Genomic DNA, 25,564 nt, shown 5'->3' with positions numbered 1-25,564 from the left:
CACCATGAGCACCGACGACGCCATCCGGCTGCACGGGCTGGAGAAGTCCTACGGCGACGTGCACGTCCTGCGGGGGGTCGATCTCACCGTCCGGCGGGGAAGCATCCACGCGCTGCTCGGCTCCAACGGCGCGGGCAAGACCACCGCGATCCGGATCCTGTCCACCCTGCTGGCGCCCGACGCCGGCACCGCCGAGGTGAACGGCCACGACGTGGTCGCCGACCCGGGCGGGGTCCGGGCGTCGATCAGCCTGACCGGGCAGTTCGCGGCGGTGGACGAGATCCTCACCGGCCGGGAGAACCTGGTCCTGGTCGCCCGGCTGCGGCACCTGCCGGACCCGGGCGCCATCGCCGACCGGCTGCTGGACCGGTTCTCGCTCACCGAGGCCGGCGGCCGCCGGGTCGGCACCTACTCCGGCGGGATGCGCCGCCGGCTGGACATCGCGATGAGCCTGATCGGCGACCCGCCGGTGATCTTCCTGGACGAGCCGACCACCGGGCTGGACCCGCAGGCCCGGATCGAGGTCTGGGACGCGGTGCGCGAGCTCGCGGCCCAGGGCACCACCGTCCTGCTGACCACCCAGTACCTGGAGGAGGCCGAGCAGCTGGCGGACCGGATCGCCATCCTGCACGACGGCCGGATCCTCACCGACGGCACCCTGGCGGAGCTGCGGGCCCTGCTGCCCCCGGCGACCGTCGAGTACGTCGAGAAGCAGCCCACCCTGGAGGACGTGTTCCTCACGCTGATCGGAGAGCGCTCATGATCACCGACACCCGCGTCCTGACCGCACGGTCGCTGCGGCACATCACCCGCAGCCCGGACACGATCATCACCACCGCGGTGATGCCGATCGCCTTCCTGTTGCTGTTCGTGTACGTCTTCGGCGGGGCGATCGATGCCGGCGACGTGCCCTATGTCGACTACCTGCTGCCCGGCATCCTGCTGATCACGGTGGCCTCCGGCATCGCCTACACCGCGTTCCGTCTGTTCACCGACATGAAGGGCGGGATCGTCGAGCGGTTCCAGTCGATGCCGATCGCCCGGTCGGCGGTGCTGTGGGCGCACGTGCTGACCTCGATGGTGGCGAACCTGATCTCGCTGGTGGTCGTGGTGCTGGTCGCCCTGCTGATGGGCTTCCGGTCCAGTGCGGGACTGGCGGCCTGGCTGGCGGTCGCCGGGATCCTGGCGCTGTTCACCCTGGCACTGACCTGGATCGCGGTGATCCCCGGGCTGACCGCCAAGACGGTGGACGGGGCGAGCGCGTTCTCCTACCCGCTGATCTTCCTGCCGTTCCTCAGCTCGGCCTTCGTGCCCACCGACTCGATGCCGGGTCCGGTGCGGGCGTTCGCGGAGCACCAGCCGGTGACGTCGATCGTGAACTCGATCCGGGATCTGCTGGCCGGGAACGCTCCGGGCGGCGAGCTGTGGGTGGCGCTGGCCTGGTGCGTCGGGGTGCTGGTGGTGGCGTACGTGGCGGCGAACCTGGTCTACCGCCGCCGGGTGGGCTGACCCGCCACTTCCAAGCTATAGCGCACCCGGGGGCTTGCGGCAAGGCCCCCTCCCGGGCACAGACTCTCCGGTCGGACCCCGCCACGGTGGTAGGGACCGACCGGAGGTCTGCTGTGTCCACCGCCCCCGTCTTCGCGCTGCCCGCCACCCGTTCCGCCAAGTCCGACCCCGCCCTGATCGATGACGACCGCCGGCAGTTCGCCGCCATCGCCGCCACCCTGGACGGGTCGGTCGCCGACCTGACCGCCCGCCTGGACCAGGCCCGCCGCGCCCCCGGTGGCGGCGGCACCGAGGCGCTGGAGCGGGATCAGGAGATCCACCGGCTCAGTGCGCGGCTGCGGTTGTTGCGCCGGTTCGGCCTCGATCTGTGCCTGGGCCGGATGGTGCCGGCCGAGGGCGGCGAGCCGGTGTACGTGGGCCGGATCGGTCTCACCGACGCCGACGGTCGCCGGCTGCTGGTCGACTGGCGCTCCCCGGTGGCCGAGCCGTTCTTCGGCGCCACCCACGCCGACCCGATGGGGCTGGCCAGCCGCCGCCGCTACCGCTGGACCGGCGGGGCGATCACCGACTACTGGGACGAGGTCTTCGCCGCCGATCAGCTCGACCGGCACGCGGCGCTGGACGACCAGTCGGCGTTCATCGCGAGCCTGTCCGGGTCGCGGTCGGCCCGGATGCGCGACGTGCTCGGCACGATCCAGGCCGATCAGGACGCGATCATCCGGGCCGGGTCGCAGGGCACGCTGGTGGTCGACGGCGGACCGGGCACCGGCAAGACGGTGGTCGCCCTGCACCGCACCGCCTACCTGCTGTACACCGACCCGCGACTCGGCCACCGGCGTGGCGGGGTGCTGTTCGTCGGACCCAGCCGCCCGTACCTGGCCTATGTCGGTGACGTGCTGCCCGGGCTGGGCGAGGAGGGGGTGAGCGCCTGCACCCTGCGCGACCTGGTGCCCGAGGGTGCCGCCGCGGTCGCCGAGGCCGATCCGGAGGTGGCCCGGCTCAAGGGTGACGCCCGGATGGTGGCGGCGATCGGGCCGGCGATCCGGTTCTACCAGCGCCCGCCCACCGAGCCGACCGGGGTGGAGACGCCCTGGGCCGACCTGGTGCTCGACCCGGGCGACTGGTCGGAGGCGATCGCCGCCGTCGAGCCGGGCACCCCGCACCACGAGGCACGCGAGCAGATCTGGGACGCCCTGATCGCGATCCTGCTGGACCAGCTCGGTGACGAGGCGACCGAGGACGAGCTGCGCCGGGTGCTCCGCCGGGACCGTGGTCTGCACCGGGTGCTGGACCGCAGCTGGCCGGTGCTGGACCCGGCCGATCTGGTCGCCGACCTGTGGGAGGTGCCCGCCTACCTGCGGCTGTGCGCCCCCTGGCTGGACGCCGACCAGCGCGCGCTGCTGCGCCGGGCCGATCCCCGGGCCTGGACGGTGGCCGACCTGCCGCTGCTGGATGCCGCCCGCCGGCTGCTGGGCGACCCCGAACTGTGGGAGCGGGGCGAGCTCCGGGCTGCGACCCGGGCGGCCGAGCGGGAGCGGATGTCCGCGGTGATCGACGACCTGATCGCGGCGGACGACTCCACGCTGCAGGTGATGTCCATGCTGCGCGGCGACGATCTGCGCGACGCCCTGGTGGACGAGGCCGCACTGCCGGTGGCCGCCCCGGACCGGCTGGCCGGGCCGTTCGCGCACGTGGTGGTGGACGAGGCGCAGGAGCTGACCGACGCCGAGTGGCAGATGGTGCTCGCCCGGTGCCCGTCGCGCAGCCTGACCGTGGTCGGCGACCGGGCGCAGGCGCGGCACGGCTTCCCGGAGAGCTGGGCCGAGCGGCTGACCCGGGTCGGCCTGGACCGGGTGACGGTGGCGGGGTTGACCGTGAACTATCGCACCCCGGCCGAGGTGATGGCCGAGGCGGAGCTGGCGATCCGGGCCGCGCTGCCGGCCGCGAACGTGCCGGTGTCGGTCCGCGAGTCCGGGCTGCCGGTGCGTCGCGGGGCGCCCGCCGAGCTGACCGCGGTGCTGGACGACTGGCTGGCCACCCATCCGGAGGGCATCGCCGCGGTGATCGGCGCGCCCGGGTTCCGGCCCGGCGACCCGCGGGTGCGCGCGCTGAGCCCGGTGGAGGCCAAGGGCCTGGAGTTCGACCTGGTGGTGGTCGCCGGTGCGGCGGGCTGGGGCGAGGGGGTGGCCGCGGCGGTGGACCGCTATGTCGCGATGACCCGCTCGACCGGGGAGCTGGTGCTGCTGGACTGAGGCTCAGCCGCGCGGCTGCGGGCGGCGGCCGGTTTCGGCCTCCCAGGCGGACAGCTGCTGCTCCAGCGCCTTCATCACCTCGAAGACCTGGCTCGGCGGCAGCTTCACCCGGGCGATCACCTGGGCGTCCACCTGGGTGACCGGCTGGCCCTCGGGTCCCTCGCCGGGGCGCCCGGGGCCGACGACCGCGGCGAAGTCCAGCACGAACACGTCCTGGGTGTGCCAGGCGCTGACGAAGTCGGCGTGCACACCGGTCACCTGGTCCGGCGGCATGGTGATCGAGACGTTCGTGGGGCGCGCGTTCATCGGCCCAGTGTGCCCCGTCGGGTCAAGCGGGGGCGGGGCCGGTGGACTCCCGGGCGGTCAGTGCGACGTCGATCAGCTCGGAGCGCGGCTCGGTGGCCTCGCCGGTGATCAACTCCAGCAGCAGCTCGGCGGCGACCTGGCCCTTGCGGGTGGTGTCCTGGGCGATGGTGCTCAGCCGCGGGGTGACGTAGCGGGCCAGGTCGGCGTCGTCGTAGCCGAGCACCGACACGTCCTCCGGCACCCGCAGCCCGTGGTCGGTCAGGCCGCGGATCACGCCGGCGGCCAGGATATCGGCGGTGGCGAAGATCGCGGTCAGGTCGCCGGCCCGCACCGCCGGTGCCAACCGGGTGCCGAGGACGACCCCGTCGTCGTAGGTGGTCTGGGCGGCGACTACCTGCACCCGGTCGCCGGCGGCGGTGCGGAAGCCCTCGACGCGCTCGCTGACCACCCGGCTGGTGGTCTCGGTGGGGCCGCAGATCAGCAGCCGGGTGTGCCCGAGGCCGGTCAGGTGCTCGCCGGCCAGCAGCCCGCCGGCCCGGTCGTCGGAGCGGACGTGGGCCACCGGGCCGCCGGCGGTGGCGTCCACCACCACGGCGGGCAGTCCGGCCGGCAGGGCGAGGGCGCCCACCTCGTCGTCGGTGAAGCCCATCAGCACCACGCCGTCCAGGCTCCAGCGCCGGACCGAGTCCTGGACCTGCCGGGCGGTGCCGACGCCGCGCAGCATCAGGTGGTGGTCGCGGTGGCGCAGGGCGGCCTCCACCGCGCCGGTGACCGCCACGTCGTGCGGGCTGGCCAGCAGGGAGGCGTCGTCCGACCCGGTGGGCAGCAGCAGGCCGACCAGCCGGGTCCGCCGGGCCGCCAGCGACTGGGCGGCGGCATTGGGCACGTAGCCCAGGTCGGCGATCGCCCGTTCGACCCGGGCCGCGGTGGCGGGGGAGACCCGGCCGCGATTGCCGTTGACCACGTTGGACACGGTCATCACGCTCACGCCGACCTCACGTGCGATGTCCTTGAGGGTGACGTGGTTCAGGGGGTGCTCCGCGGGAGGGTGAAGGGACGGACCGACGATTGACACTCTACGAGGTTTAGCGCTAAATGTAATCCCTGTCACCCGGTTCGGCCGACCGGGTGGCACCTCAGCCGCCGATTCCTCGGCGTCCGGATCCCACGGGCGGAGCCGCTCCGCCCGGACCGACCTAGGAGTGACGATGACGTCCACCCGCACGGCGGCCCTGGCCGCGATTCCGCTCGCACTGGCGTTGACCCTCACCGCGTGTTCCTCCGGCGGTGACGGCGAGGAGGCCGCCGCCTCCGACGGGCCCGTCGAGCTCACCGTCTCCATCGACGAGGGCCTGGAGGCCGACGCGCTGGCCGCGATCGACGACCGGATCACCCAGTTCGAGGACGAGAACCCCGACATCACGGTGACCACCCAGGAGTACACCTGGACCGGCACCACCTTCGCCGCCCAGCTCGCCGGGGGCACGCTGCCCGACGTCTTCGTGGTGCCCTTCACCGACGGCCGCGGCCTGATCGAGCGCGGTCAGATCGCCGACGTCTCGGACCTGGTCGCCGAGCTGCCCTGGGCGGACGGCCTGAACCAGAACGTCGCCGAGGCCGGCCAGGACGCCGACGGCAACCAGTGGGCGGTCCCGATCGCCGCCTACGGCCAGGGCCTGCACTACAACCGCACCCTGTTCACCCAGGCCGGTCTCGACCCGGACGACCCGCCGACCACCTGGGCCGAGGTCCGCGCGGACGCCAAGGCGATCGCGGACGCCACCGGCCAGGCCGGCTATGCCCAGATGACCCAGGCGAACACCGGCGGCTGGATCCTCACCACCCAGGTGTACGCCCTCGGCGGCCGGGTCGAGTCGATCGCCGACGACGGCACCGCCACCGCCACCGTCGACACCGACCAGATGAAGGACGCGCTGGCCTACCTGCACGACCTGCGCTGGGAGGACAACTCGATGGGGGCGAACTTCCTGTACGACTGGTCCTCGATCAACCAGGACTTCGCCGCGGGGAAGATCGGCATGTACGTCTCCGGCGGCGGCAACTACGGCAACCTGTTCACCCAGAACGCGATGAACCCGGACGACTACGGCGTCACCGTGATCCCGCTGGAGGGTGAGGACGCCGGGGTGCTGGGCGGTGGCACGCTCGCCGCGGTCTCCGCCACCGCCTCCGCCGCCGAGCAGGCCGCCGCGGTGAAGTGGATCGACTTCTACTACATGCAGAAGCTGACCGACCAGGACGCCGCCGTGCTGGACGCCCAGACCACCGCCGACTCCGGCCAGCCGGTCGGTGCCCCGCAGCTGCCGATCTTCGACCAGGCGACCTACGACGAGCAGCAGTCCTGGATCGCCGACTACGTGAACGTGCCGCTGGACCAGATGACGCCGTACACCGACGCGATCTTCGACCAGCCGCTGCTGGCCGAGCCCGGTGTGGCCACCCAGGAGGTCTACGCCGCCCTCGACCCGGTGGTGCAGACCGTCCTGACCCAGGAGGACGCGGACATCGACCAACTGGTCGCCGACGCGCAGGCCTCCGTCGAGTCGATCCTCGCCCGGCAGTGATCGCATGCCCCGGGGCCGGTGACCGCCGGCCCCGGGGCCCGGTCGGAAGGACCAGCCCGTGACCACTCTGATCCGTGCGGACGACCCGCGCGCCGACACCGGCACCGCCACCGAGCCGGCCCCGCGACGACGGCGCCGCCGCAGCCCGGTGACCTGGGTCCGCCGCGGCGGCCTGAGCACCCTGGTGTTCCTGCTGCCGCTGCTGATCATCTTCGGCTTCTTCAGCTGGTACCCGATCGGCCGGTCGATCGTGATGAGCCTGCAGCAGACCAATCTGGTCAGCGCGCCGTCCTTCGTCGGGCTGGAGAACTTCCGGCACGTGCTGGACGACCCGCTGCTGTGGACCGCGGTGAAGAACACCGCCTGGTTCGCGGCGCTGGCCCTGCTGTTCGGCTACCCGGTCCCGCTGATCGCCGCCGTCGCGATGAGCGAGGTGAAGCGGATGAAGGGCCTGTTCTCCGCGCTGGCCTACCTGCCGGTGGTGATCCCGCCGGTGGTGGCGGTGCTGCTGTGGAAGGTGTTCTACGACGCCTCGCCCACCGGGGTGTTCAACACCATCCTCGGCTGGGTCGGGCTCGGCCCGTTCCCCTGGTTGCAGGACGCGAGCTGGGCGATGCCGTCCCTGGTGCTGGAGGCCACCTGGGCCGCCGCCGGGGGCACGGTGATCATCTACCTGGCCGCGCTGACCGGGGTGCCCACCGAGCTCTACGACGCGGTGGAGGTGGACGGCGCGGGGCTGTGGCGCAAGATCTGGCACATCACCCTGCCGCAGCTGCGCGGCATCCTGCTGATCACCCTGATCCTGCAGGTGATCGGCACTGCCCAGGTGTTCCTGGAACCCTTCCTGTTCACCGACGGCGGCCCGGCCAACTCCACGCTGACCGTGCTGCTGCTGATCTACCGCTACGCCTTCGGCAACAGCCTGGGTGGCGACTACGGGGCCGCCACCGCGCTGAGCCTGATGCTGGCCGCGTTCCTGGCCGTGCTGTCCGCGGTCTACCTGCGCCTGACCCGATCCTGGAGCACGTCATGAGCCTGGTCCTGCGCCGCCCGGCGCCGCCCGCCGCCGAACCGGAGGACCGCGGCATCCTGTCCCAGGCCGACTGGCGCCGGCCCACCGTCCGCCGCGGGATGACCGTGGTGCAGGGGGTGCTGCTGGTCGCGCTGCTGGTGGTCGGCCTGGCCCCGCTGCTCTGGCTGGCCAAGGCCGCGATCACCCCGACCCAGGACACCCTGCGCGAGCCGCTGGCGCTGTTCCCGAACGGGGTGGACTGGGCGAACCTGGCCACCGCCTGGACCCGGGTGGAGATCAGCCGCTACTTCGGCAACACGGTGGTGATCGCCGCCGGGTCCTGGTTCGTGCAGCTGCTGGTCGCGACCACCGGCGGCTACGCACTGTCGGTGCTGCGACCCCGCTACGGCAAGCTGATCACCGGCCTGGTGATGGCCACCCTGTTCGTCCCGGCGGTGGTGCTGCTGGTCCCGCTGTACCTGACCATCCTCGACCCGCCGCTGCTCGGCCACTCCCTGCTGAACTCGTTCTGGGCGGTGTGGTTGCCCGCGGGCGCCTCCGCCTTCAACCTGGTGCTGGTCAAGCGCTTCTTCGACAACCTACCCCGGGAGGTCTTCGAGGCCGCCCGGGTCGACGGCGCCGGCCCGTTCCGGCTGTTCTGGTCGATCGTCCTGCCGATGAGCAAGCCCATCCTGGGTGTGGTCTCGGTGTTCGCGGTGATCGCCGCCTGGAAGGACTTCCTGTGGCCCATGCTGGTGCTCCCCGACCCGCAGGTGCAGCCGCTGAGCGTGCGGCTGCCCGCGCTGGCGGACTACATCGAACTGGACGTGTTCCTGGCCGCGCTGGCGATCTCGACCCTGATCCCGGTGCTGATCTTCCTGGTGTTCCAGCGGATGTTCCTGCGCGGGGCCGGGATGGGCGGGGCGGTGAAGGGATGACCGTGCTGACCGTGGCCGCGGCCGCCGCCCCCCGCGCCACCATCCAGGGCGACCGCTACCGGATCACCGTGCTCACCGACGGGCTGCTCCGGCTGGAGTACGCCGAGGACGGCGTGTTCGAGGACCGGTCGAGCACCTTTGCCCGGTGCCGCGAACTGCCGGTGCCCGAGTTCCGGGTGATCGACCGGGGGCCGGTGGTGGAGGTGGTGACCCGCCGGCTCCGGCTGACCTACGACCGGGGCCCGTTCAGTACCGCCGGCCTGCAGGTCGAGGTGCTCGGCGGCCTGAGCGCGTACCACTCGGTGTGGCGCTACGGCGAACCGGCCGGCGGCCTGGGCGGCACCGCCCGGACCCTGGACTTCGCGGACGGGCCGGTGCCGCTGGAGGGCGGGGTGATCTCCCGCCAGGGCTACGCCGTGCTGGACGACTCGGCCTCGATGGTCTTCGACGACGAGGGCTGGGTCGCCCCCCGGGACGGCAGCCGCTCCGACCTGTACGTCTTCGGCTACGGGCACGACTATGCCGGGGCGCTGCGGGCGTTCCACGCGGTCTCCGGCCCGGTGCCGCTGCTGCCGCGCTGGGCGCTGGGTAACTGGTGGAGCCGGTTCCACCGCTACACCGCCGACGGCTACCGGGCGCTGATGGAGCGGTTCGCCGCCGAGGGCATCCCGTTCTCGGTGTCGGTGATCGACATGGACTGGCACGTCACCGACGTGGACCCGGCGCTGGGGTCGGGTTGGACCGGCTACTCCTGGAACCGCGAGCTGTTCCCGGACCCGCCCGCCCTGCTGGCCTGGCTGCACCAGCACGGCCTGCGGGTCACGCTGAACGTGCACCCGGCGGACGGGGTGCGCGCGCACGAGGATGCCTATGCCGCGATGTGCGCCGCGCTCGGCCGGGAGCCGGACGGCGACCCGGTGGCCTTCGACGTCACCGACCGGGAGTTCCTGACCGCCTACTTCGACGTGCTGCACCACGGGCTGGAGGCGGACGGGGTCGACTTCTGGTGGGTGGACTGGCAGTCCGGGCCGCACAGCCGGGTGGCGGGGATCGACCCGCTGTGGATGCTGAACCACTTCCACTACCTGGACAACGCCCGCGGCGACCGTCCCGCGCTGACCTTCAGCCGCTATGCCGGGCCGGGCAGTCACCGCTACCCGGTCGGCTTCAGCGGCGACGCGGTGATCAGCTGGGCGTCACTGGACTTCCAGCCGGAGTTCACCGCCACCGCCGCCAACATCGGCTACGGCTGGTGGAGCCACGACATCGGCGGCCACATGCACGGCACCAAGGACGACGAGCTGGCCACCCGGTGGGTGCAGTTCGGGGTGTTCTCGCCGATCCTGCGGTTGCACTCCTCGGACAACCCGTTCACCACCAAGGAGCCGTGGGCCTTCGACGAGGCCGCCCGCCGGGTGCAGACCCGGTACCTGCGGCTGCGGCACCGGCTGGTGCCCTACCTGCACACCATGAACCACCGGGCGGCGGAGCTGGGCGAGTCGCTGGTCCGGCCGCTGTACCACCGGTGGCCGGAGGCGGACGAGGCCTACGGCGCCCGGCACCAGTACCTGTTCGGCACAGAGCTGCTGGTCGCCGCGATCACCCGGCCCGCGGATCCGCTTACCCGCACCGCGGCGGTCCGGGCCTGGCTGCCGGAGGGGCCGTGGGTCGACCTGTGCACCGACCGGGTCTACGACGGCGGCCGGCTGCTCGACCTGCACCGCGGGCTGGACGACCTGCCGGTGCTGGCCGCGCCCGGGGCGATCGTGCCGCTGGACGCCGCCGAGGTCCCGGCCAACGACCCGCTGCCCCCGGCCGGCCTGGACGTGCACGTGGTCCCGGGCGCGGACGGCGCCTTCACCCTGGTGGAGGACGACGGGCGGCTGGACGGGGCGGTGGCCCGCACGGTGCTGACCTGGTCGGACGCCACCGGCACCCTGACCGCCCGGCCCACCGGCGACCTCGGCCCGCTGCCGGAGCGCCGGGACTGGACGCTCACCCTGCACACCGCCGGGCGGGTGGACGCCGAGCCCCGGGCCACGGTGGACGGCGTCCCGGTGCCGGTGGAGCGGGGCGAGGACGGGCGCAGCCGCACGGTGCGGGACGTCCCGGCCGGTGCGGTGCTGGAGCTGTCCGCCGGGGCGCGGGTGGTGCTGACCGGCCCTGACCCGGCGGCCACGCTGTTCGCGGTGCTGGACGTGGCGCGGATCGGCTACGACCTGAAGACCCACGCCTACCGGGTCGCGACCGCCGACCGGCCGCTGCACGTCCGGCTCGGGCACCTGGCCGCCCTCGATCTGCCCGAGCAGGTGCACTCCGCGATCCGGGAGGTGCTGCTGGCCCGGCCCTGAACGGGCGGAGCTAGGCTCGCGCGGTGACCACCCACCGGCTGGACGGCGGCGACCTGGGCTGCGCCCGGCTGCTGGTGCTGCTGCGCGCCCGGGTGGCGGAGCTGCCCGCCGGGGACGTGGTGCACCTGAGCACCGCCGACCCGGTGGCCCCGATCGACCTGCCGGTGTGGTGTCACATGACCGGGCACGAGTACCTCGGACCGGTCGGCGGGCAGCCGGTGCCGACCTACGCGGTCCGGGTGGTCGCCGGGGCGCAGGACACCCTGGCCTCGTCGCCCTGGCGGCTGGCGGACTGAACTCAGGCCAGTCCGGCCCGGGCCTCGGCCTCCTCGATCGCGCGCAGCCACTCCCGCTTGCCGGCCCGCCAGGCCTCGTCGTCGCCGCCGAGCCGCCAGTAGCCGGAGATCGATAGGTCGGCGATCGGTACCTGGCGCTCCACCCGCAGGTACCGCCGCAGCTCGCGCACCGCACCGGCCTCACCGTGCACGAAGCCCTGCACCCGGCCCGCCGGCCAGGGCAGCTCGCGCACAGTGTGGATCAGCGCGGCACCGGCGGCACCGGGCTCGGCGGTGACCCAGTGCACCCGGACCCCGGCCGGGGCGGTCAGCTCCTGCACCTCCTGCGGGCCGGGCACCTCGATCACCGCGTCGCCGCGCGCGTCGGCGGGCAGCCGTTCCAGGGCCACCGCGATCGCGGGCAGGGCGCTGGCGTCGCCGGCCAGCAGGTGGTGGCCGGCCGCCGGGTCGGGGGAGTAGCCGCCGCCCGGGCCGACCACGATCACCCGGTCACCGGGTGCGGCGGTGTCCGCCCACGGCCCGGCCAGGCCGGCGGTGCCGTGCACGACCAGGTCGACCAGCATCCGGTCGCCGTCCCAGTCCCGGACCGTGTAGGTCCGCATCCGCGGGGCCAGCTCCGGGCCCAGAGCCGCCCGGGCGGCGTCCAGGTCGATCCGGCCGTCCGGCATCGCCCACTCGGCGAGCACGTCGGCCCCGGTGCGGTCCTGCGCGCCGGGCAGGAACAGCAGCTTGACGTAGGAGTCGGCGTGCGGGTCCGGCCGGTAGTGGGCGCGCAGCACCTCACCGCCCAGGCTCAGCCGGACCATCTCCGGGGTGAGGCGGTCGGCGGTCAGCACCACGGCGGGCATCCCCGGTCGCGGTCCGCGGGGGCCGCCCCGGTGTCCGGCGGTCTGCTGGGTGGGCGCGGTCATGCACGCCTCCTTCGGTGGGCCGACTGCGGCGATCCGGCCGGATCGTCCCGCCCACCTTAGGTCACCCTTACCCGATCCTCCGCTGTGACCTCGGTCTCCCGCGGCTCAGGTGTGCGCCCGGCCCCAGTCGTCCAGGTCGGTGTTCAGCCGGTGCAGGCAGGCGGCCAGGGTCTCGCGCTCCTCGGGGGTCCAGGCGGCGAGCACCTCGCGGTAGATCCCGGCCCGGATCTCCCGGCTCTGGGCGAGGGCGGCCCGGCCCGCGGCGGTGGAGGAGACCACGGTGACCCGGCGATCGGCCTGGTCGGCGGTGCGCAGCACGTACCCGGCGCGCTCCATGGCCAGCACCTGGCGGGTGACGGTGGACGGGTCCAGCCGCAGCGCATCGGCGATGGTGTTCACGCTGGACGGGCCCTCGGTGGTCAGGACGCCCAGCACCAGGTAGGCGGAGCGGTCCAGCTCGTGCAGCCGGCGGGTGGAGGAGCGGCGGCTGCGTTCGGCCAGCCGCAGCAGCATGGCGACCTCGGCCTCGACGGTGCTGACGGCGTCCTCGGTCGGCGACATCTTCTCCCTCATCAACGGCTCCGGGCTGGTGTCCGGGTCATCCTGTCACGCGCACCCCGGGATACGGCTGTATGATGCAGGTAATCCCATCGTCGTGTTCCGAGGAGAGCTGTGCCCAGCCGTCATCCCGAGCCGAACAAGACCGCGATCTACGCAACCGCGCTGACCGCCTTCTTCGCCATCGCCGGCATCGCCATCGTCGACCCGATCCTGCCGGTGATCGGCGAGGAGATCGGCGCCTCCACCTGGCAGATCGAGCTGCTGTTCACCGCCTACATCGCCGTGATGGCGGTCGGCATGATCCCGGCGGTGATCGCCACCGGGCGGTTCGGCTACCGGGCGATCCTCGCCACCGGGGTGACCGTGGTCGCGGTCGCCGCCATCCTGGCCGCGCTGTCCGGCAACGTCCTGGAACTGTCCGTGCTGCGCGGCCTGTGGGGGCTGGGCAACGCGATGTTCTTCGCCACCGCGATGGTGCTGCTGGTCGCCCTGGCCAACGACCGCGAGTGGGTGGTCGAGCTGTTCGAGACCTGCGTCGGCCTCGGCTTCGCGGTCGGCCCGCTGCTCGGCGGCCTGCTCGGCCAGATCTCCTGGCGGATCCCGTTCGCGGCCTGCGGGCTGTTCATGATCGTGGCGCTCGCGGTCTCGCTCACCCGGCTCAAGGACCCGGAGGAGGCACCCCGCGCGCTCACCCTGCGCGACGTGCTGACCCCGTTCCGCCGCCCCGCCTTCCGCACGCTGTGCGTGGTGACCGGCGCCTACAACTTCGTGTTCTTCGTCGTGCTCGGCTACACCCCGGTGTTCCTCGGCCTGGACGTGATCCCGCTCGGCCTGGTGTTCACCGCCTGGGGGATCGGCCTGGCGGTCGGCATCCTGGTGATCGGCCACCGGCTGGCGCACCGGATCGGCGCGGTCGCCACCGTCGGCACTGCGATCGGGGGCCTGCTGGTCGCCCTGGTGCTGCTGGCGACCTCGGCCGGCACCGCCGAGTCCATCGTGGTGCTGGTCCTGGCCGGGATCTGCATGGGCATCGCGAATGCCAACCTCACCGACCTCGCCCTCGGCATCGGCGGCCAGGACCGCCGGACCACCACCGCCGCGTTCAACCTGGTCCGCTGGGGCTTCGCTGCCCCCGCGCCGGTGCTGGCCGGGCTGCTGCACCCGGTCAGCGACGTGCTGCCGTTCTGGGTGGGCGCCGGGGTGCTGGTGATCGGGGTGGTCGCCTTCGCCTGGAAGGGCCACGGGATGGCGCACGCGGTCGGCGAGTCGCTGCCCTGGGCCCGCCGGCAGGCCGACGCCGCCGCCCGCAGCGTGGAGCTCACCCCCGAGGAGGCGATCGGCGAGGTCTGAGCCTCAGCGCTCGACCATGCCGGAGCGGTAGGCCAGCACCACGGCCTGCACCCGGTCCCGGACCTCCAGCTTGGTCAGGATCCGGCCGACGTGGGTCTTCACGGTCGCCTCGGACAGGAACAGCCGCTCGGCGACCTCGGCATTGGACAGCCCCTCGGCCACCGCGAGCAGCACCTCACGCTCGCGGGCGGTCAGGGTGTCCAGCCGGGGGTCGGCGGTGGCCGGCGCGCTCTGCCCGGCCCCCGGCATCTCCGCGGAGAACAGCTCCAGCATCCGCCGGGTCACCCGGGGTGAGACCACCGCATCGCCGCTGGCCACCGAGCGGATCGCCGCGGTGAGGTCGTTCGGCCGGGCGTCCTTGAGCAGGAACCCGCTCGCCCCCTCCTTCAGCGCGGCGAAGGCGTACTCGTCGAGGTCGAAGGTGGTCAGGATCAGCACCCGGGCCGGCGAGCCGGAGGCGACGATCTGCCGGGTGGCGTCGATGCCGTTCATCCCGGGCATCCGCACGTCCATCAGCACCACGTCCGGCTGCAGCGCGGCGACCTGGGTCACCGCCTGCCCGCCGTCGCTGGCCTCGCCGACCACCTCCAGGTCCGGCTCGTCCTGCAGCACCAGCCTGAAGCCCATCCGCAGCAGCGGCTGGTCGTCCACCAGCAGCACCCGGATCGCGCTCACCGGACCTCCTCGGGCTCGTCGATCTGCAGCAGCACCTGCACCCGCCAGCCGGCATGGTGCGGCCCGGCGGCGACGGAGCCACCGTAGACCGCCGCCCGCTCCCGCATCCCGACCAACCCGCGGCCTGGCCTCGGCGGCGGCGAGATCGACGGGTCCTCGCCGGACAGCCGGGCACGCAGCCGTTCGCCGCGCGGGCTCATCAACGGCTCGCCCGGCAGGCCGTCGGGGCCGGAGTCGGTGACCTCGATCAGCACCTCGTCGTGGGTGCGGGCCACGATCACCTCGGCCCGGGTGTGGGTGCCGGCGTGCCGCAGTGCGTTGGTCAGCGACTCCTGCACCACCCGGTAGACGGTCAGCGCCAGGGACGGGTCGTCCGGCAGCGGCGGTCCGGAGGTGGTCAGGTGCACGGTCATCCCGGCCATCCGGAACGACTGCACCAGCTCGTCCAGGTCCTCGGGCTGGGGTGAGAGCGGCACGTCGCTGCTGCCGCGCAACACCCCGAGCATCCGGCGCATGTCGGTCAGCGCGGTCCGCCCGGTCTCGGACAGCAGTTCCAGCGCCCGGTCGGCGTCCTCGGGGGAGCGGCGCATCGCGGTCCGGGCGCCGTCGGACAGCGCCACCATCACGGTCAGCCCGTGCGCGACCACGTCGTGCATCTCCCGGGCGATCCGGGCCTGCTCGGTGGCGACGGCGAGCTTGGCCTGCTGCTCACTGGCGTGCAGCAGCTCGTGGTGCCGGGCCACCACCGCGCGGACGTGGGACCGGCGGTTGGCGACGTTGGTCCCGATCACCAGCGCGATCAGGCTGGTGAACACCAGGTTGGAGATGTCGGACGCCGGGTCGGAGTACACCCGGCCGGCCACCTGCAGGTTCTGCCCGGTGCCGGACTCCGGTGCCCCGGTCACCGCGCCGTCGGCGGCCAGCAGGATCGCCCCGGCCGCCAGCAGCGAGCCGCCGACGATCCACCAGGTGGTCCGGGCGGTGCGCGCGGCGGCCACCGCGTACACCCCCAGCGCGATCCCGAGCGCGAAGCTGCCCAACCGGCCGGTCACCGCGACATTCGCCGCCGCGAACACCACCAGCACCCCGAGCACCAGCACCGGCACCTGGCGCCGGAACCACAGCACCGCCACCGCGGCCAGCCCCAGCACCGTCATCACGACCAGCCGCGGCACCGACAGGTTCAGGGTGTCGAAGATCGACGTGGTGCTGACCTCGACCAGCATGACCAGGCAGACCAGGACGTCCGAGGCGCGCGGATGGGCGGCGAAGTACCGCCGCAACCGGTTCATCCGCCGGGCGTCGAACTCGGTGAACTCCTCCGGGGACGCCACGACGCCCGCCCCGGAGCCGGCGGGCTCGGGGACGGGCGCCGTGGTGGTGGTCATCGCCGGCGGATCAGGCGTCGCGCTTGCGGATCAGCACCAGCGCGATGCCGAGCAGCACCACACCCCAAGCGATCAGCACGCCGTAGCCCTGCCAGGGGGTGAGCACCGTGACGTCGCTGGCGGCGCGCAGCACGTCGATCGACTCGGTCTCGGTCGACAGCACCTGGTACCCGGCGTTGGACGGCAGGAACGGGCTGGTCTCGGCCAGGAACCGGATGTTCGGGAAGGCGCTGAACAGCGTCTCCACCACCAGGAACACCCCGAACACCGTGGCCAGCGCGGCGGCGGACACCCGCAGCAGCGCACCGATCGCGAAGGCGAACAGTGCCACGCCCATCAGGTACAGCGGCATCGCGATCAGCACCCGGCGGTGGATCTCGTTCGACAGGTCGATGCCGTAGTCCGAGCCCAGCGACGGGGCGGTCAGCGCCCAGGACAGCAGGGTGGCCAGTGCGCCGGTGATGAAGGCGACCACCAGCACGACCAGGGCCTTGGCCAGCACCGCGTCGATCCGCCGGGGTGCGGCGGAGAAGGTGGAGCGGATCGAGCCGGTGGAGTACTCACCGGTGATCGCCAGCACCGCCAGCACCGAGATCACCAGCTGGCCGATCATGATGCCGCTCTGCACGAAGGCGGGTCCGACGGTGGAGGCGTCGATGCCCATCTCCTCCGGCGTGACGTTCTGCAGCGTGAAGTAGGTGCCCATCCAGGTGAACCCGGCCTGGGCCAGCACGGTGATCGCCACGACCCACCAGGTCGAGCGCAGGGTCCACAGCTTCATCCACTCCGAGCGGACCAGCTTGGGGAAGGTCACCCGCGGGTGGCCGAGGCTGGAACGGACGGGGGCGGTCGCGGTCGCGGCGCTCATCGCCGTGCCTCCTTACGGCTCTGGGGCTGGGCCGGCGCCGGGGCACCGGTGCTGGAGTGGTACTCGACCGAGTCGGCGGTCAGCGACATGTAGGCGGACTCCAGCGACGCCTGCACCGGGGTCAGCTCGTGCAGCACCAGGGCGTTCGCGGCGGCGAGCTCGCCCACGGTCTGCGCGGTGGTGCCGGTGATCTCCAGCAGTCCGGCCTCTAGCGAGGTCACGGTGATCTCCGGACCGGCTAGCAGCTCGACCAGGCGGGTGGCCTGGGGGCTGCGCACCCGGACCGACTGCCCGGAGGCACCGGCCACGATGTCGCCCACCGGGGCGTCGGCGATGATCTCGCCGCGGCCGATCACCAGGATGTGGTCCGCGGTCAGCGCCATCTCGCTCATCAGGTGCGAGGACAGGAAGACCGTCCGGCCCTCCTGCGCCAGGTGCTTGACCAGGTTGCGCACCCAGAGCACACCCTCCGGGTCCAGGCCGTTGACCGGCTCGTCCAGGATCAGGGTGCGCGGGTCGCCGAGCATGGCGGCCGCGATGCCGAGCCGCTGGCCCATGCCGAGCGAGAAGCCGCCGACCCGCTTGCCGGCGACCTGCCCGAGGCCGGTCATCTCGATCACCTCGGCCACCCGCTTCTTGCCGATGCCGTGGGTGGCGCCGAGCGCCCGCAGGTGGTTGGTGGCCGACCGGCCCTGGTGCACGGCCTTCGCCTCCAGCAGTGCGCCGACCTCGGTCAGCGGGGAGCGCAGCTGGGCGTAGGGCTTGCCGTTCACGGTCACCGTGCCGGCGGTCGGGCGGTCGAGGCCCATGATCATCCGCATGGTGGTGGACTTCCCGGCGCCGTTCGGACCGAGGAACCCGGTCACCTTGCCCGGCTGCACGCTGAAGGTGATGCCGTTGACGGCGGTCTTGGCGCCGTATCTCTTCGTCAGGCCGTGGGCCTCGATCATGATGTCCTCGCACAGGTGGGTGATGACGACACCACGACGGTAGGCCCGGGGGCGGTGGCGCCGGAACGATCGGACGGTGGATCTTGGGGTCACCGGCGGGTACGCCCGACGGTTGAGGCTCTACCTCTCAAGGATGACGTGTGCTGGTCAGCCGCGCGCGGGCACCGGCTCAGGCGTCCCGGCGGCGGACCAGGACCAGCCCGGCGACCAGCACCACGGCCGCCCAGCCCAGCAGCACGCCCCAGCCCTGCCACGGCCCGAGCACCACCACGTCCTGGGCGGACATGATCGCCGGCCCCGAGTCGGAGGTGAGCAGCCGGGTCCCCGCCGCCGCGGGCAGGAACGGCGTCAGCACCTCGACCAGCCGGATCCGCTGCAGCATCATCGCCAGGGTGTCGACCACCAGGAAGGTGGCCAGCACGATCCCGAGCGCCGGGGCGGTCCGGCGGACCACCAGCCCGATCCCGTAGCCGAACAGCGCGATGCCGGCCAGGTACAGCGGCATCGCCAGCAGTAGCCGCAGGTGGGTCGGGTCACCGGGGCGGATGGCATAGACCGTCCCGAGCCGGGGGATGAGCAGGGCCCAGGTGAGCAGGCTGGCCGCCGCGCCGGTGAGCAGCGCGGTGACCGCCAGCACCAGGCCCTTGGCCACCACCGTGCCGGTGCGCCGGGGCGCCGCGGCGAAGGTGGACCGGATCGTCCCGGTGCTGTACTCCCCGGTGATCGCCAGCACCGCGAGCACCGGGATCGCCAGCTGGGCCGCCGGGTACATCGCGTTGATCAGCTCCGGGCCGACCCGGTCCGCCGGGTAGCCGAGCTCGGACAGGTCGGTGATCGCGGCAAGCAGGGCGGTGAGCACGGACTGGCCGAGCACCACCCCGGCGCAGATCCAGCGGGTCGATCGCAGCGACCACAGCTTCCTCCACTCCGATCGGACCAGCCGGGCGGGGGTGACGGGGGAGCGCATCGCAGTCTCCTGGGAGGGTGGCGGAGGCGGCTGGGACGGCTCCGACCGTAGGGCGGCGGCCGGCGGCGCCGGAACGCCCGGCCGGATGACCCGGGGTCGTTCCCAGGAATGAGATTCGCGCCGGGGAACGATGTGCGCCCGGTGTGCGTTCTAGTCTGGTGATCGTGCAGATCCCGCATCGCCGGTCCGACACCCGAACCGACCCGGAGGACTCATGAGCAACCCGGTGTTCAGCAACAGCGCCGTCTTCGGCGACCCCCGCGCCCGCAAGCAGCCGGCGCGCGCCGGTCAGCCGGGTACGCCCGCGCAGCCCGGCTACCTGGAGGGCTACTACACCGGCCAGCCGCAGCAGTCCGGACCGGCCTCCACCGTGGATGCCGCCCAGCTCGACCAGATGTACGGGGCGCCGTCGGCGACCACCCGGGACACCGGGCGGCTGACCTACGACGACGTGATCGTCAAGACCGGTGGGCTGCTCGCGCTGCTGGTCGTGGTCGCCGCCGGGTCCTGGTACCTCACCGAGCAGATGCCCGCGCTGATGTTCATCGGCGCCATCGTCGGCCTGGTGCTCGGCCTGGTGAACTCGTTCAAGAAGAACCCGAGCCCGCCGCTGATCATCGCCTACACGGTGGCGCAGGGTGTGTTCCTCGGCGGGATCAGCTACTTCTTCCAGAACGTCTACATCGCCCGGGAGAGCGCGCAGCCGATCGTGCTGCAGGCGATCATCGGGACGATGGCGACCTTCGCGGCCGCGCTGTTCCTGTTCAAGTCCGGCAAGGTGCGCGTCACGCCCAAGTTCACCCGCTGGCTGCTGATCGCCATGGTCGGCTACCTGGCGTTCAGCGTGCTGAACCTGGTGCTGTCGTTCTTCATGCCGGGCGACTTCGGCCCGCTGCGGGGCGGCTGGGTCGGCGTGATCGCCGGTCTGGTGGCGGTCGGCCTGGCCGCGGCGACCCTGATCATGGACTTCGACTCGATCAAGCGCGGCGTCGAGGGTGGTGCCCCGGCCAAGTTCGCCTGGTCGGCCGCCTTCGGCCTGATCGTCACGCTGGTCTGGCTGTACCTGGAGATCCTGCGGATCCTGGCGATCCTGCAGGGTCGCGACTGACCCGTTCCCCCACGACCCCGGCGCCCGGCCTACGCTGAGCGCCGGGGTCGCGGTGTGTCCGCCCCCACCCGTCCGTCTTCCTCCCGACAGGAGCCACCCGCGGTGAAGTACGCCGAGCACATCTCCGACCTGGTCGGCAACACCCCCCTGGTCAAGCTGAACACCGTGACCGACGGCCTGTCGGCGACGATCCTGGCCAAGGTCGAGTACTTCAACCCCGGTGGATCGGCCAAGGACCGGATCGCCGAGCGGATGATCGAGGCCGCCGAGCAGTCCGGCGAGCTGCAGCCCGGGGGCACCATCGTCGAGCCCACCAGCGGCAACACCGGCGTCGGCCTGGCCCTGGTCGCCCAGCGCAAGGGCTACCGCTGCGTCTTCGTGTGCCCGGACAAGGTCGGCAAGGACAAGATCGACGTGCTGCGGGCCTACGGCGCGGAGGTGGTCATCACCCCGACCGCGGTCGCCCCGGACCACCCGGACTCCTACTACTCGGTCTCCGACCGCCTGGTCACCGAGATCGAGGGCGCCTGGAAGCCGAACCAGTACGCCAACCAGAACGGCCCGGCCAGCCACTACGACAGCACCGGCCCGGAGATCTGGGCGGACACCGACGGCACCGTGACGCACTTCGTCGCCGGGGTCGGCACCGGCGGCACGATCACCGGCACCGGCCGCTACCTGCACGACGTGTCCGCCGACCGCGCCGCCGGCCCGGTCCAGGTGGTCGGCATCGACCCGCTGGGCTCGATCTACTCCGGCGGCGACGGGCGTCCGTATCTGGTCGAGGGGGTCGGCGAGGACTTCTGGCCGAGCACCTACGACCCGGCGGTCCCGGACGAGATCATCGCGGTCTCGGATGCCGACTCCTTCGCCATGACCCGGCGGCTGGCCCGGGAGGAAGGGCTGCTGGTCGGCGGCTCCTGCGGGATGGCGGTCGAGGGGGCGCTGCGACTGGCTCGCCGGCTGGAGCAGGAGGACCCGGCCGCCGCGGCCCGGGCGGTGATCGTGGTGCTGCTGCCCGACGGCGGGCGCGGCTACCTGGGCAAGATCTTCAACGACTCCTGGATGCGGTCCTACGGCTTCCTGGCCGGCGGCGAGGGCGCCACGGTCGGCGACGTGCTGCGGACCAAGGACGGTTCGTTGCCCGCGCTGGTGCACACCCACCCGACCGAGACCGTCCGGGACGCGATCGAGATCCTGCACGAGTTCGGTGTCTCGCAGATGCCGGTGGTCGGCGCCGAGCCCCCGGTCCGGATCGGGGAGGTCGCCGGTTCGGTCTCCGAGCGGGATCTGCTGGACGCGGTGTTCGCCGGGTCCGCGCAGCTGTCCGACCGGGTGGACCGGCACATGGCCGCCCCGCTGCCGTTGATCGGTGCCGGGGAGTCGGTCGAGTCCGCGCAGAAGGCGTTGCAGTCCGGTGACGCGCTGATGGTGGTCGACGACGGCCGTCCGGTGGGGGTCCTGACCCGGCACGACCTGCTGGCCTTCCTCACACGCTGAGGCGCTCTACCCCTCATTCCACCGGCTCCTGACGCTCAGACTTGGGCGTTTCAGCACGTTACGGGTGGCCGAATACCTCACGCTTCGACACAGTGCGAGGGCCGATTGTCCCGAACGAGCAAAGGAGCTCAGGCATGTCGCAGGCAAGCGCGCCCGCACGGTCGTACACCCCGGAGGAGGAACAACAGATCCTCCGCGCCGACGACGGCGTCCCGGTCGGGGTGGTGCCGAAGCAACGCTGGACGCCGGGCCGGATCGTGCTGTGGGTGGCGATCTCGCTGGTCGGCGCGGTGGGCTGGACGATGCTCGCCGTGGTGCGCGGCGAGCAGGTCAACACCCTGTGGTTCGTGGTCACCGCGGTCGCGACCTACGCCATCGCGTACCGGTTCTACGCGCTGTACGTGCAGCGGCGGATCATGCGGCCGGACGACCGGCGGGCCACCCCGGCCGAGCGGGTCGACAACGGCCGCGACTTCGACCCCACCGACCGCCGGGTGCTGTACGGGCACCACTTCGCGGCGATCGCCGGGGCCGGTCCACTGGTCGGGCCGGTGCTGGCCGCACAGATGGGGTACCTGCCCGGCACGCTGTGGATCATCTTCGGCGTCGTGGTCGCCGGCGGGGTGCAGGACATGCTGGTGCTGTTCTTCTCTATGCGCCGCGGTGGCCGGTCGCTCGGCCAGATGGCCCGGGACGAGATCGGCAAGTTCGGCGGCACGGTGGCGATCATCGTCGTCTTCGTGATGCTGATGATCGTGCTGGCCGTGCTGGCGATGGTCTGCGTGAACGCGCTGGCGGAGAGCGCCTGGGGCGTGTTCTCGGTCGGCTGCACCATCCCGATCGCCCTGCTGATGGGGCTGTACCTGCGCTTCATCCGGCCCGGCCGGGTCACCGAGGTGTCGGTGATCGGCTTCGTGCTGCTGATCGCCGCGATCGTCGGCGGCCGCTGGGTCGCGGAGAGCTCCTTCGGTGAGCACCTGCACCTGTCGCCGGTCACCCTGACCTGGGCCGTGGTGATCTACGGCTTCTTCGCCGCGGTGCTGCCGGTCTGGCTGCTGCTCACCCCGCGCGACTACCTGTCCACCTTCATGAAGGTCGGCACCATCGTGGTGCTGGCGCTGGGCATCCTGCTGGTCCGGCCGATCGCCCAGATGCCGGCGGTCACCGAGTTCGCCTCCACCGGGGAGGGCCCGGTGTTCGCCGGGTCGCTGTTCCCGTTCCTGTTCGTCACCATCGCCTGCGGCGCCCTGTCCGGGATGCACGCGATGGTCTCCTCCGGCACCACACCCAAGATGGTGCAGAAGGAGTCGCAGGTCCGGATGATCGGCTACGGCGGGATGCTGATGGAGTCCTTCGTGGCGATCATGGCGCTGGCCGCGGCGGTGTCGCTGAACCAGGGCGTGTACTTCTCGATGAATGCGCCGGCCGCGATGACCGGCGGCACCACGATCGGCGCCGAGGCCGCGATATCCGAACTGGCGGTGACCGACACCGCCGGGAACCCGGTCACCATCGAGTGGGACTCCGAGGACGCCGACGGCAACCCGGTGACGCTGACCGGTGCCGAGGCGCTGGAGCAGGTCGCCGCGGACGTCGGCGAGCCCTCGGTGGTCTCCCGGACCGGTGGCGCGCCCACCCTGGCGGTCGGGATGGCGAACATCCTGCACCAGGTCGGCGGCGGTGCCGGGATGATGTCGTTCTGGTACCACTTCGCGATCATGTTCGAGGCGCTGTTCATCCTGTCGGCGGTCGATGCCGTCACCCGGGTGGCGCGGTTCCAGCTCTCCGACGCGATCGGGAACTGGGTGCCGCGGTTCTCCGACCCGTCCTGGCGGGTGGGCGGCTGGCTGAGCACTGCGGTGGTGGTCGCTGCCTGGGGTTCGCTGCTGCTGATGGGCGTCACCGACCCGCTCGGTGGCATCCGCACGCTGTACCCGCTGTTCGGGATCGCGAACCAGTTGATCGCCGCGGTGGCCCTGCTGCTGGTCACGGTGATGGTGGTCCGCAAGGGCTATGCCAGATGGGCCTGGATCCCGTTGATCCCGCTCGCCTGGGACACCGCGGTCACCTACACCGCGTCCTACCAGAAGGTGTTCTCGGACAACCCGGAGATCGGCTACTGGGCGCAGCACCGGCTGTACCGGGACCGGATGGCCGCCGGGATCGACGACCCGCAGGCGCTCGCGGACGCCCAGGCGGTGATCCGGAACACCGCGATCCAGGGCACGCTGTCGATCGTGTTCGTGCTGCTGGTGTCGCTGGTGTTCGTCGCGGCGATCCGGACCGTGGTCCGCGCGTTGCGCACGCCGGGCGGGATCGGCGACAGCGAGGACCCGGTGGCGGTCTCGGAGTTCTACGCCCCGACGCACCTGCTCGCCTCGCCCCTGGAGCGCAAGGTGGAGGCCGAGTTCGCCGAGCTGCGGCCGGAGCTGGCCGGTCGATCGGGCGGGCACTGATGACCGCGCTGGCCCGGGCGGCGCGCGCCGTGCGCTGGTACGTGCGTGAGCTGATGGGCGATACCGCCTACGACCGGTACCGCGCCCGGCACCAGGCGGTGCACCCGGCCGAGCCGCTGCTGTCGGAGCGGGAGTTCTGGCGCCGCCGCCAGAACGACCGCGCCACCGGCCCCGGCTGCTGCTGACTGACGGTGGTGGCGCCCGGCTCGCCGGGCGCCACCACCGTCAGTCCAGACCGTGCCGGGTCAGGAAGCCGTTGCCGAACACGCGCTCCGGGTCCAGCCGCCCGCGCAGCGCCCGGAAGTCGTCCCAGCGCGCCCAGCTCGCCGGGCCGTCCACCGCGTGGAACAGCTTCCCCCAGTGCGGGCGTGCCCCCAGCGGGTAGAGCGCCGCCTCGATCGCGGGCAGCACGGCCTCGACCTCCGCCTGCCGGGGCTGCCAGGTCAGGTGCAGGCCCACCCGGTCCCCGCCGGACGCGCTGCTCAGCCACAGGTCGTCCGCCGCGACGGTCCGCACCTCGGAGACCTGCAGCAGGGGCGCGATCACCGGTCCGAGTCCGCGCATCGCCTCGATCGCCGGCACCGCATTCGCCCGCGGCACCAGGTACTCCGACTGCAACTCCTCGCCGTTGGACGGGGTGAAGTCCAGCCGGAAGTGCGGCAGCCGCTGGTGCCACGGCCCGGGCACGCCGAGCTGCTCGGTGCAGTGCACCGGGTCGATGCCGGGCAGGGGATGCACCGGTCCCGGGGCGGGCCGGGCGCCGAACAGGTCGGGCCGCCGCCGGTACTCCCCGCCGCGGGGCAATCGGGTCTTGCGCCACACCTGCCGGACCGCCGGGCCCACCCAGTCGGTGAACAGGCTGACCGAGTCCGCCGATCCGGTGATCGCGTCCAGGTCGTCGAGCACCGCGGCCCAGGGCAGGTCCAGGTGCACCTCCTGCGCCACGTCGTAGGCCGGTTCGATGTCCAGCAACACCCGGACCGCCACGCCCAGCGCGCCGAGCCCGACCACCGCCCCGTCCAGCAGCCCGTCGCCGCGCCGCAGCCGCAGCAGCTCACCGTCCGCCGTCACCAGGTCCAGGCCGGCGACCGCCGCGGACAGGTTCCGGGACCGGTCGCCCGAACCGTGGGTGCCGGTGGCGACCGCCCCGCCGACGCTGATGTGCGGCAGCGAGGCCAGGTTGCCCAGCGCCCAGCCCTGCCGGTCCAGCTCCTCCGCGACCGTCCCGTACCTCGCGCCCGCCGAGACCAGGACGGTCCTGGCCTCGGCATCGACCTCGAACTGGGGCGGCAGTCCATGCAGCTGCACCAGGTCGCCGGTGGTGTCCGCCAGGTCGTTGAAGCTGTGCCGGGTGCCTAGCGCCCGGATCCGGTCGCTACCGGCCACCACGTCCTGGAGCTGCTCGATGCTGGTCGGCCGGTGCAATCGGTCGTGGTGGTAGGCCAGGTTCCCGGCCCAGGTGGTCAGCGTCATCGCCCGCCCTCTCGTTCGCCCTCGTCGGCTGCCCGACGCTAACCCGGGCCCGCCACCCCGGGCCATCGCCGCCGCCCGCGGCGATGCGTTCGCGGCCGGGGGTGCCGA

23 protein-coding genes are annotated in these 25,564 nt (G+C 72.6%); 13 read left to right on the top strand and 10 right to left on the bottom strand.

Annotated elements, in window-relative coordinates; genetic code table 11:
- Window positions 1-4: 4 nt before the first annotated feature.
- The 3 genes from HGA03_RS00880 to helR all read left to right on the top strand — a co-directional run bounded on the left by HGA03_RS00880 (window position 5) and on the right by helR (window position 3,761).
- Window positions 5-763, top strand: a complete 759-nt coding sequence (locus tag HGA03_RS00880; protein ID WP_168628336.1) for an ABC transporter ATP-binding protein — start codon at window positions 5-7, stop codon at window positions 761-763.
- A complete protein-coding gene (locus HGA03_RS00875) occupies window positions 760-1,509 on the top strand; it encodes an ABC transporter permease (protein ID WP_168628335.1) in 750 nt (249 codons plus the stop codon). Before HGA03_RS00880 ends, HGA03_RS00875 begins: the two co-directional genes overlap by 4 nt.
- A gap of 113 nt (window positions 1,510-1,622) precedes the next feature.
- Window positions 1,623-3,761, top strand: coding sequence for an RNA polymerase recycling motor ATPase HelR (helR, locus tag HGA03_RS00870; RefSeq protein ID WP_168628334.1), 2,139 nt, complete (start codon window positions 1,623-1,625; stop codon window positions 3,759-3,761).
- Between the two features lie 3 nt (window positions 3,762-3,764).
- Here helR and HGA03_RS00865 read toward each other — a convergent pair whose 3' ends face one another.
- Both HGA03_RS00865 and HGA03_RS00860 read right to left on the bottom strand, forming a co-directional pair.
- Window positions 3,765-4,067, bottom strand: coding sequence for a DUF3467 domain-containing protein (locus HGA03_RS00865; protein WP_168628333.1), 303 nt, complete (start codon window positions 4,065-4,067; stop codon window positions 3,765-3,767).
- A gap of 22 nt (window positions 4,068-4,089) precedes the next feature.
- Window positions 4,090-5,142: a LacI family DNA-binding transcriptional regulator gene (locus tag HGA03_RS00860; protein ID WP_275407572.1), complete on the bottom strand. Its 1,053-nt coding sequence runs from the start codon at window positions 5,140-5,142 to the stop codon at window positions 4,090-4,092.
- Between the two features lie 133 nt (window positions 5,143-5,275).
- Between HGA03_RS00860 and HGA03_RS00855 the strand changes: the two genes are divergently transcribed.
- The 5 genes from HGA03_RS00855 (at window position 5,276) to HGA03_RS00835 (ending at window position 11,249) form a co-directional block, all read left to right on the top strand.
- The gene (locus HGA03_RS00855) at window positions 5,276-6,652 is read left to right on the top strand and encodes an ABC transporter substrate-binding protein (protein ID WP_168628332.1); all 1,377 of its coding nucleotides are present in this window, start codon (window positions 5,276-5,278) and stop codon (window positions 6,650-6,652) included.
- Between the two features lie 67 nt (window positions 6,653-6,719).
- Window positions 6,720-7,685, top strand: a complete 966-nt coding sequence (locus HGA03_RS00850) for a carbohydrate ABC transporter permease (protein WP_210732125.1) — start codon at window positions 6,720-6,722, stop codon at window positions 7,683-7,685.
- Entirely contained in the window at window positions 7,682-8,602 is a 921-nt protein-coding gene (locus HGA03_RS00845) for a carbohydrate ABC transporter permease (protein WP_168628331.1), read from the top strand. The genes HGA03_RS00850 and HGA03_RS00845 overlap by 4 nt, the downstream gene beginning before the upstream one ends.
- Window positions 8,599-10,953, top strand: coding sequence for a glycoside hydrolase family 31 protein (locus HGA03_RS19215; RefSeq protein WP_168628329.1), 2,355 nt, complete (start codon window positions 8,599-8,601; stop codon window positions 10,951-10,953). The genes HGA03_RS00845 and HGA03_RS19215 overlap by 4 nt, the downstream gene beginning before the upstream one ends.
- A gap of 23 nt (window positions 10,954-10,976) precedes the next feature.
- A complete protein-coding gene (locus tag HGA03_RS00835) occupies window positions 10,977-11,249 on the top strand; it encodes a sulfurtransferase TusA family protein (protein ID WP_168628328.1) in 273 nt (90 codons plus the stop codon).
- A gap of 2 nt (window positions 11,250-11,251) precedes the next feature.
- Here the strand turns inward: HGA03_RS00835 and HGA03_RS00830 are convergent, their stop codons facing one another.
- Complete coding sequence (locus tag HGA03_RS00830) at window positions 11,252-12,160, bottom strand: siderophore-interacting protein (RefSeq protein ID WP_239073474.1); 909 nt, start codon at window positions 12,158-12,160, stop codon at window positions 11,252-11,254.
- A gap of 105 nt (window positions 12,161-12,265) precedes the next feature.
- The gene (locus HGA03_RS00825; protein WP_168628327.1) at window positions 12,266-12,733 is read right to left on the bottom strand and encodes a MarR family winged helix-turn-helix transcriptional regulator; all 468 of its coding nucleotides are present in this window, start codon (window positions 12,731-12,733) and stop codon (window positions 12,266-12,268) included.
- A 99-nt stretch (window positions 12,734-12,832) separates the two neighbouring features.
- Between HGA03_RS00825 and HGA03_RS00820 the strand changes: the two genes are divergently transcribed.
- A complete protein-coding gene (locus HGA03_RS00820; RefSeq protein WP_168628326.1) occupies window positions 12,833-14,071 on the top strand; it encodes an MFS transporter in 1,239 nt (412 codons plus the stop codon).
- 3 nt (window positions 14,072-14,074) lie between these two features.
- Here the strand turns inward: HGA03_RS00820 and HGA03_RS00815 are convergent, their stop codons facing one another.
- The 5 genes from HGA03_RS00815 to HGA03_RS00795 all read right to left on the bottom strand — a co-directional run bounded on the left by HGA03_RS00815 (window position 14,075) and on the right by HGA03_RS00795 (window position 18,919).
- Window positions 14,075-14,746, bottom strand: a complete 672-nt coding sequence (locus tag HGA03_RS00815) for a response regulator (RefSeq protein ID WP_275407571.1) — start codon at window positions 14,744-14,746, stop codon at window positions 14,075-14,077.
- Window positions 14,743-16,134: a sensor histidine kinase gene (locus tag HGA03_RS00810; RefSeq protein WP_168628325.1), complete on the bottom strand. Its 1,392-nt coding sequence runs from the start codon at window positions 16,132-16,134 to the stop codon at window positions 14,743-14,745. Before HGA03_RS00810 ends, HGA03_RS00815 begins: the two co-directional genes overlap by 4 nt.
- 10 nt (window positions 16,135-16,144) lie before the next feature.
- A complete protein-coding gene (locus HGA03_RS00805) occupies window positions 16,145-17,002 on the bottom strand; it encodes an ABC transporter permease (RefSeq protein ID WP_168628324.1) in 858 nt (285 codons plus the stop codon).
- Entirely contained in the window at window positions 16,999-17,952 is a 954-nt protein-coding gene (locus tag HGA03_RS00800; protein WP_168628323.1) for an ABC transporter ATP-binding protein, read from the bottom strand. The genes HGA03_RS00805 and HGA03_RS00800 overlap by 4 nt, the downstream gene beginning before the upstream one ends.
- Before the next feature lie 169 nt (window positions 17,953-18,121).
- Window positions 18,122-18,919 carry an ABC transporter permease subunit gene (locus HGA03_RS00795; RefSeq protein WP_168628322.1) on the bottom strand — a complete coding sequence of 266 codons (798 nt, stop codon included), beginning with the start codon at window positions 18,917-18,919 and terminating at the stop codon, window positions 18,122-18,124.
- A gap of 214 nt (window positions 18,920-19,133) precedes the next feature.
- On the opposite strand from HGA03_RS00795, the gene HGA03_RS00790 reads away from it, so the two are divergent.
- The 4 genes from HGA03_RS00790 to HGA03_RS00775 all read left to right on the top strand — a co-directional run bounded on the left by HGA03_RS00790 (window position 19,134) and on the right by HGA03_RS00775 (window position 24,168).
- A complete protein-coding gene (locus tag HGA03_RS00790) occupies window positions 19,134-20,027 on the top strand; it encodes a Bax inhibitor-1/YccA family protein (RefSeq protein WP_168628321.1) in 894 nt (297 codons plus the stop codon).
- A gap of 102 nt (window positions 20,028-20,129) precedes the next feature.
- The gene (locus tag HGA03_RS00785; protein WP_168628320.1) at window positions 20,130-21,527 is read left to right on the top strand and encodes a cystathionine beta-synthase; all 1,398 of its coding nucleotides are present in this window, start codon (window positions 20,130-20,132) and stop codon (window positions 21,525-21,527) included.
- Window positions 21,528-21,661: 134 nt separating this feature from the next.
- Window positions 21,662-23,983, top strand: a complete 2,322-nt coding sequence (locus HGA03_RS00780; RefSeq protein ID WP_168628319.1) for a carbon starvation CstA family protein — start codon at window positions 21,662-21,664, stop codon at window positions 23,981-23,983.
- On the top strand, window positions 23,983-24,168 hold the full coding sequence (locus HGA03_RS00775) for a CstA-like transporter-associated (seleno)protein (RefSeq protein WP_168628318.1): 186 nt from the start codon (window positions 23,983-23,985) through the stop codon (window positions 24,166-24,168). The genes HGA03_RS00780 and HGA03_RS00775 overlap by 1 nt, the downstream gene beginning before the upstream one ends.
- Window positions 24,169-24,208: 40 nt before the next feature.
- Here HGA03_RS00775 and HGA03_RS00770 read toward each other — a convergent pair whose 3' ends face one another.
- Window positions 24,209-25,456, bottom strand: a complete 1,248-nt coding sequence (locus HGA03_RS00770; RefSeq protein WP_168628317.1) for an FAD-binding protein — start codon at window positions 25,454-25,456, stop codon at window positions 24,209-24,211.
- Window positions 25,457-25,564 lie beyond the last annotated feature (108 nt).

It is taken from the genome of Cellulomonas denverensis, from assembly GCF_012396125.1.
Taxonomy (GTDB): domain Bacteria; phylum Actinomycetota; class Actinomycetes; order Actinomycetales; family Cellulomonadaceae; genus Cellulomonas; species Cellulomonas denverensis.
The sequence above is the reverse complement of the archived record's forward strand: the minus strand, read 5'-3'. Positions and strand labels throughout refer to the sequence as shown.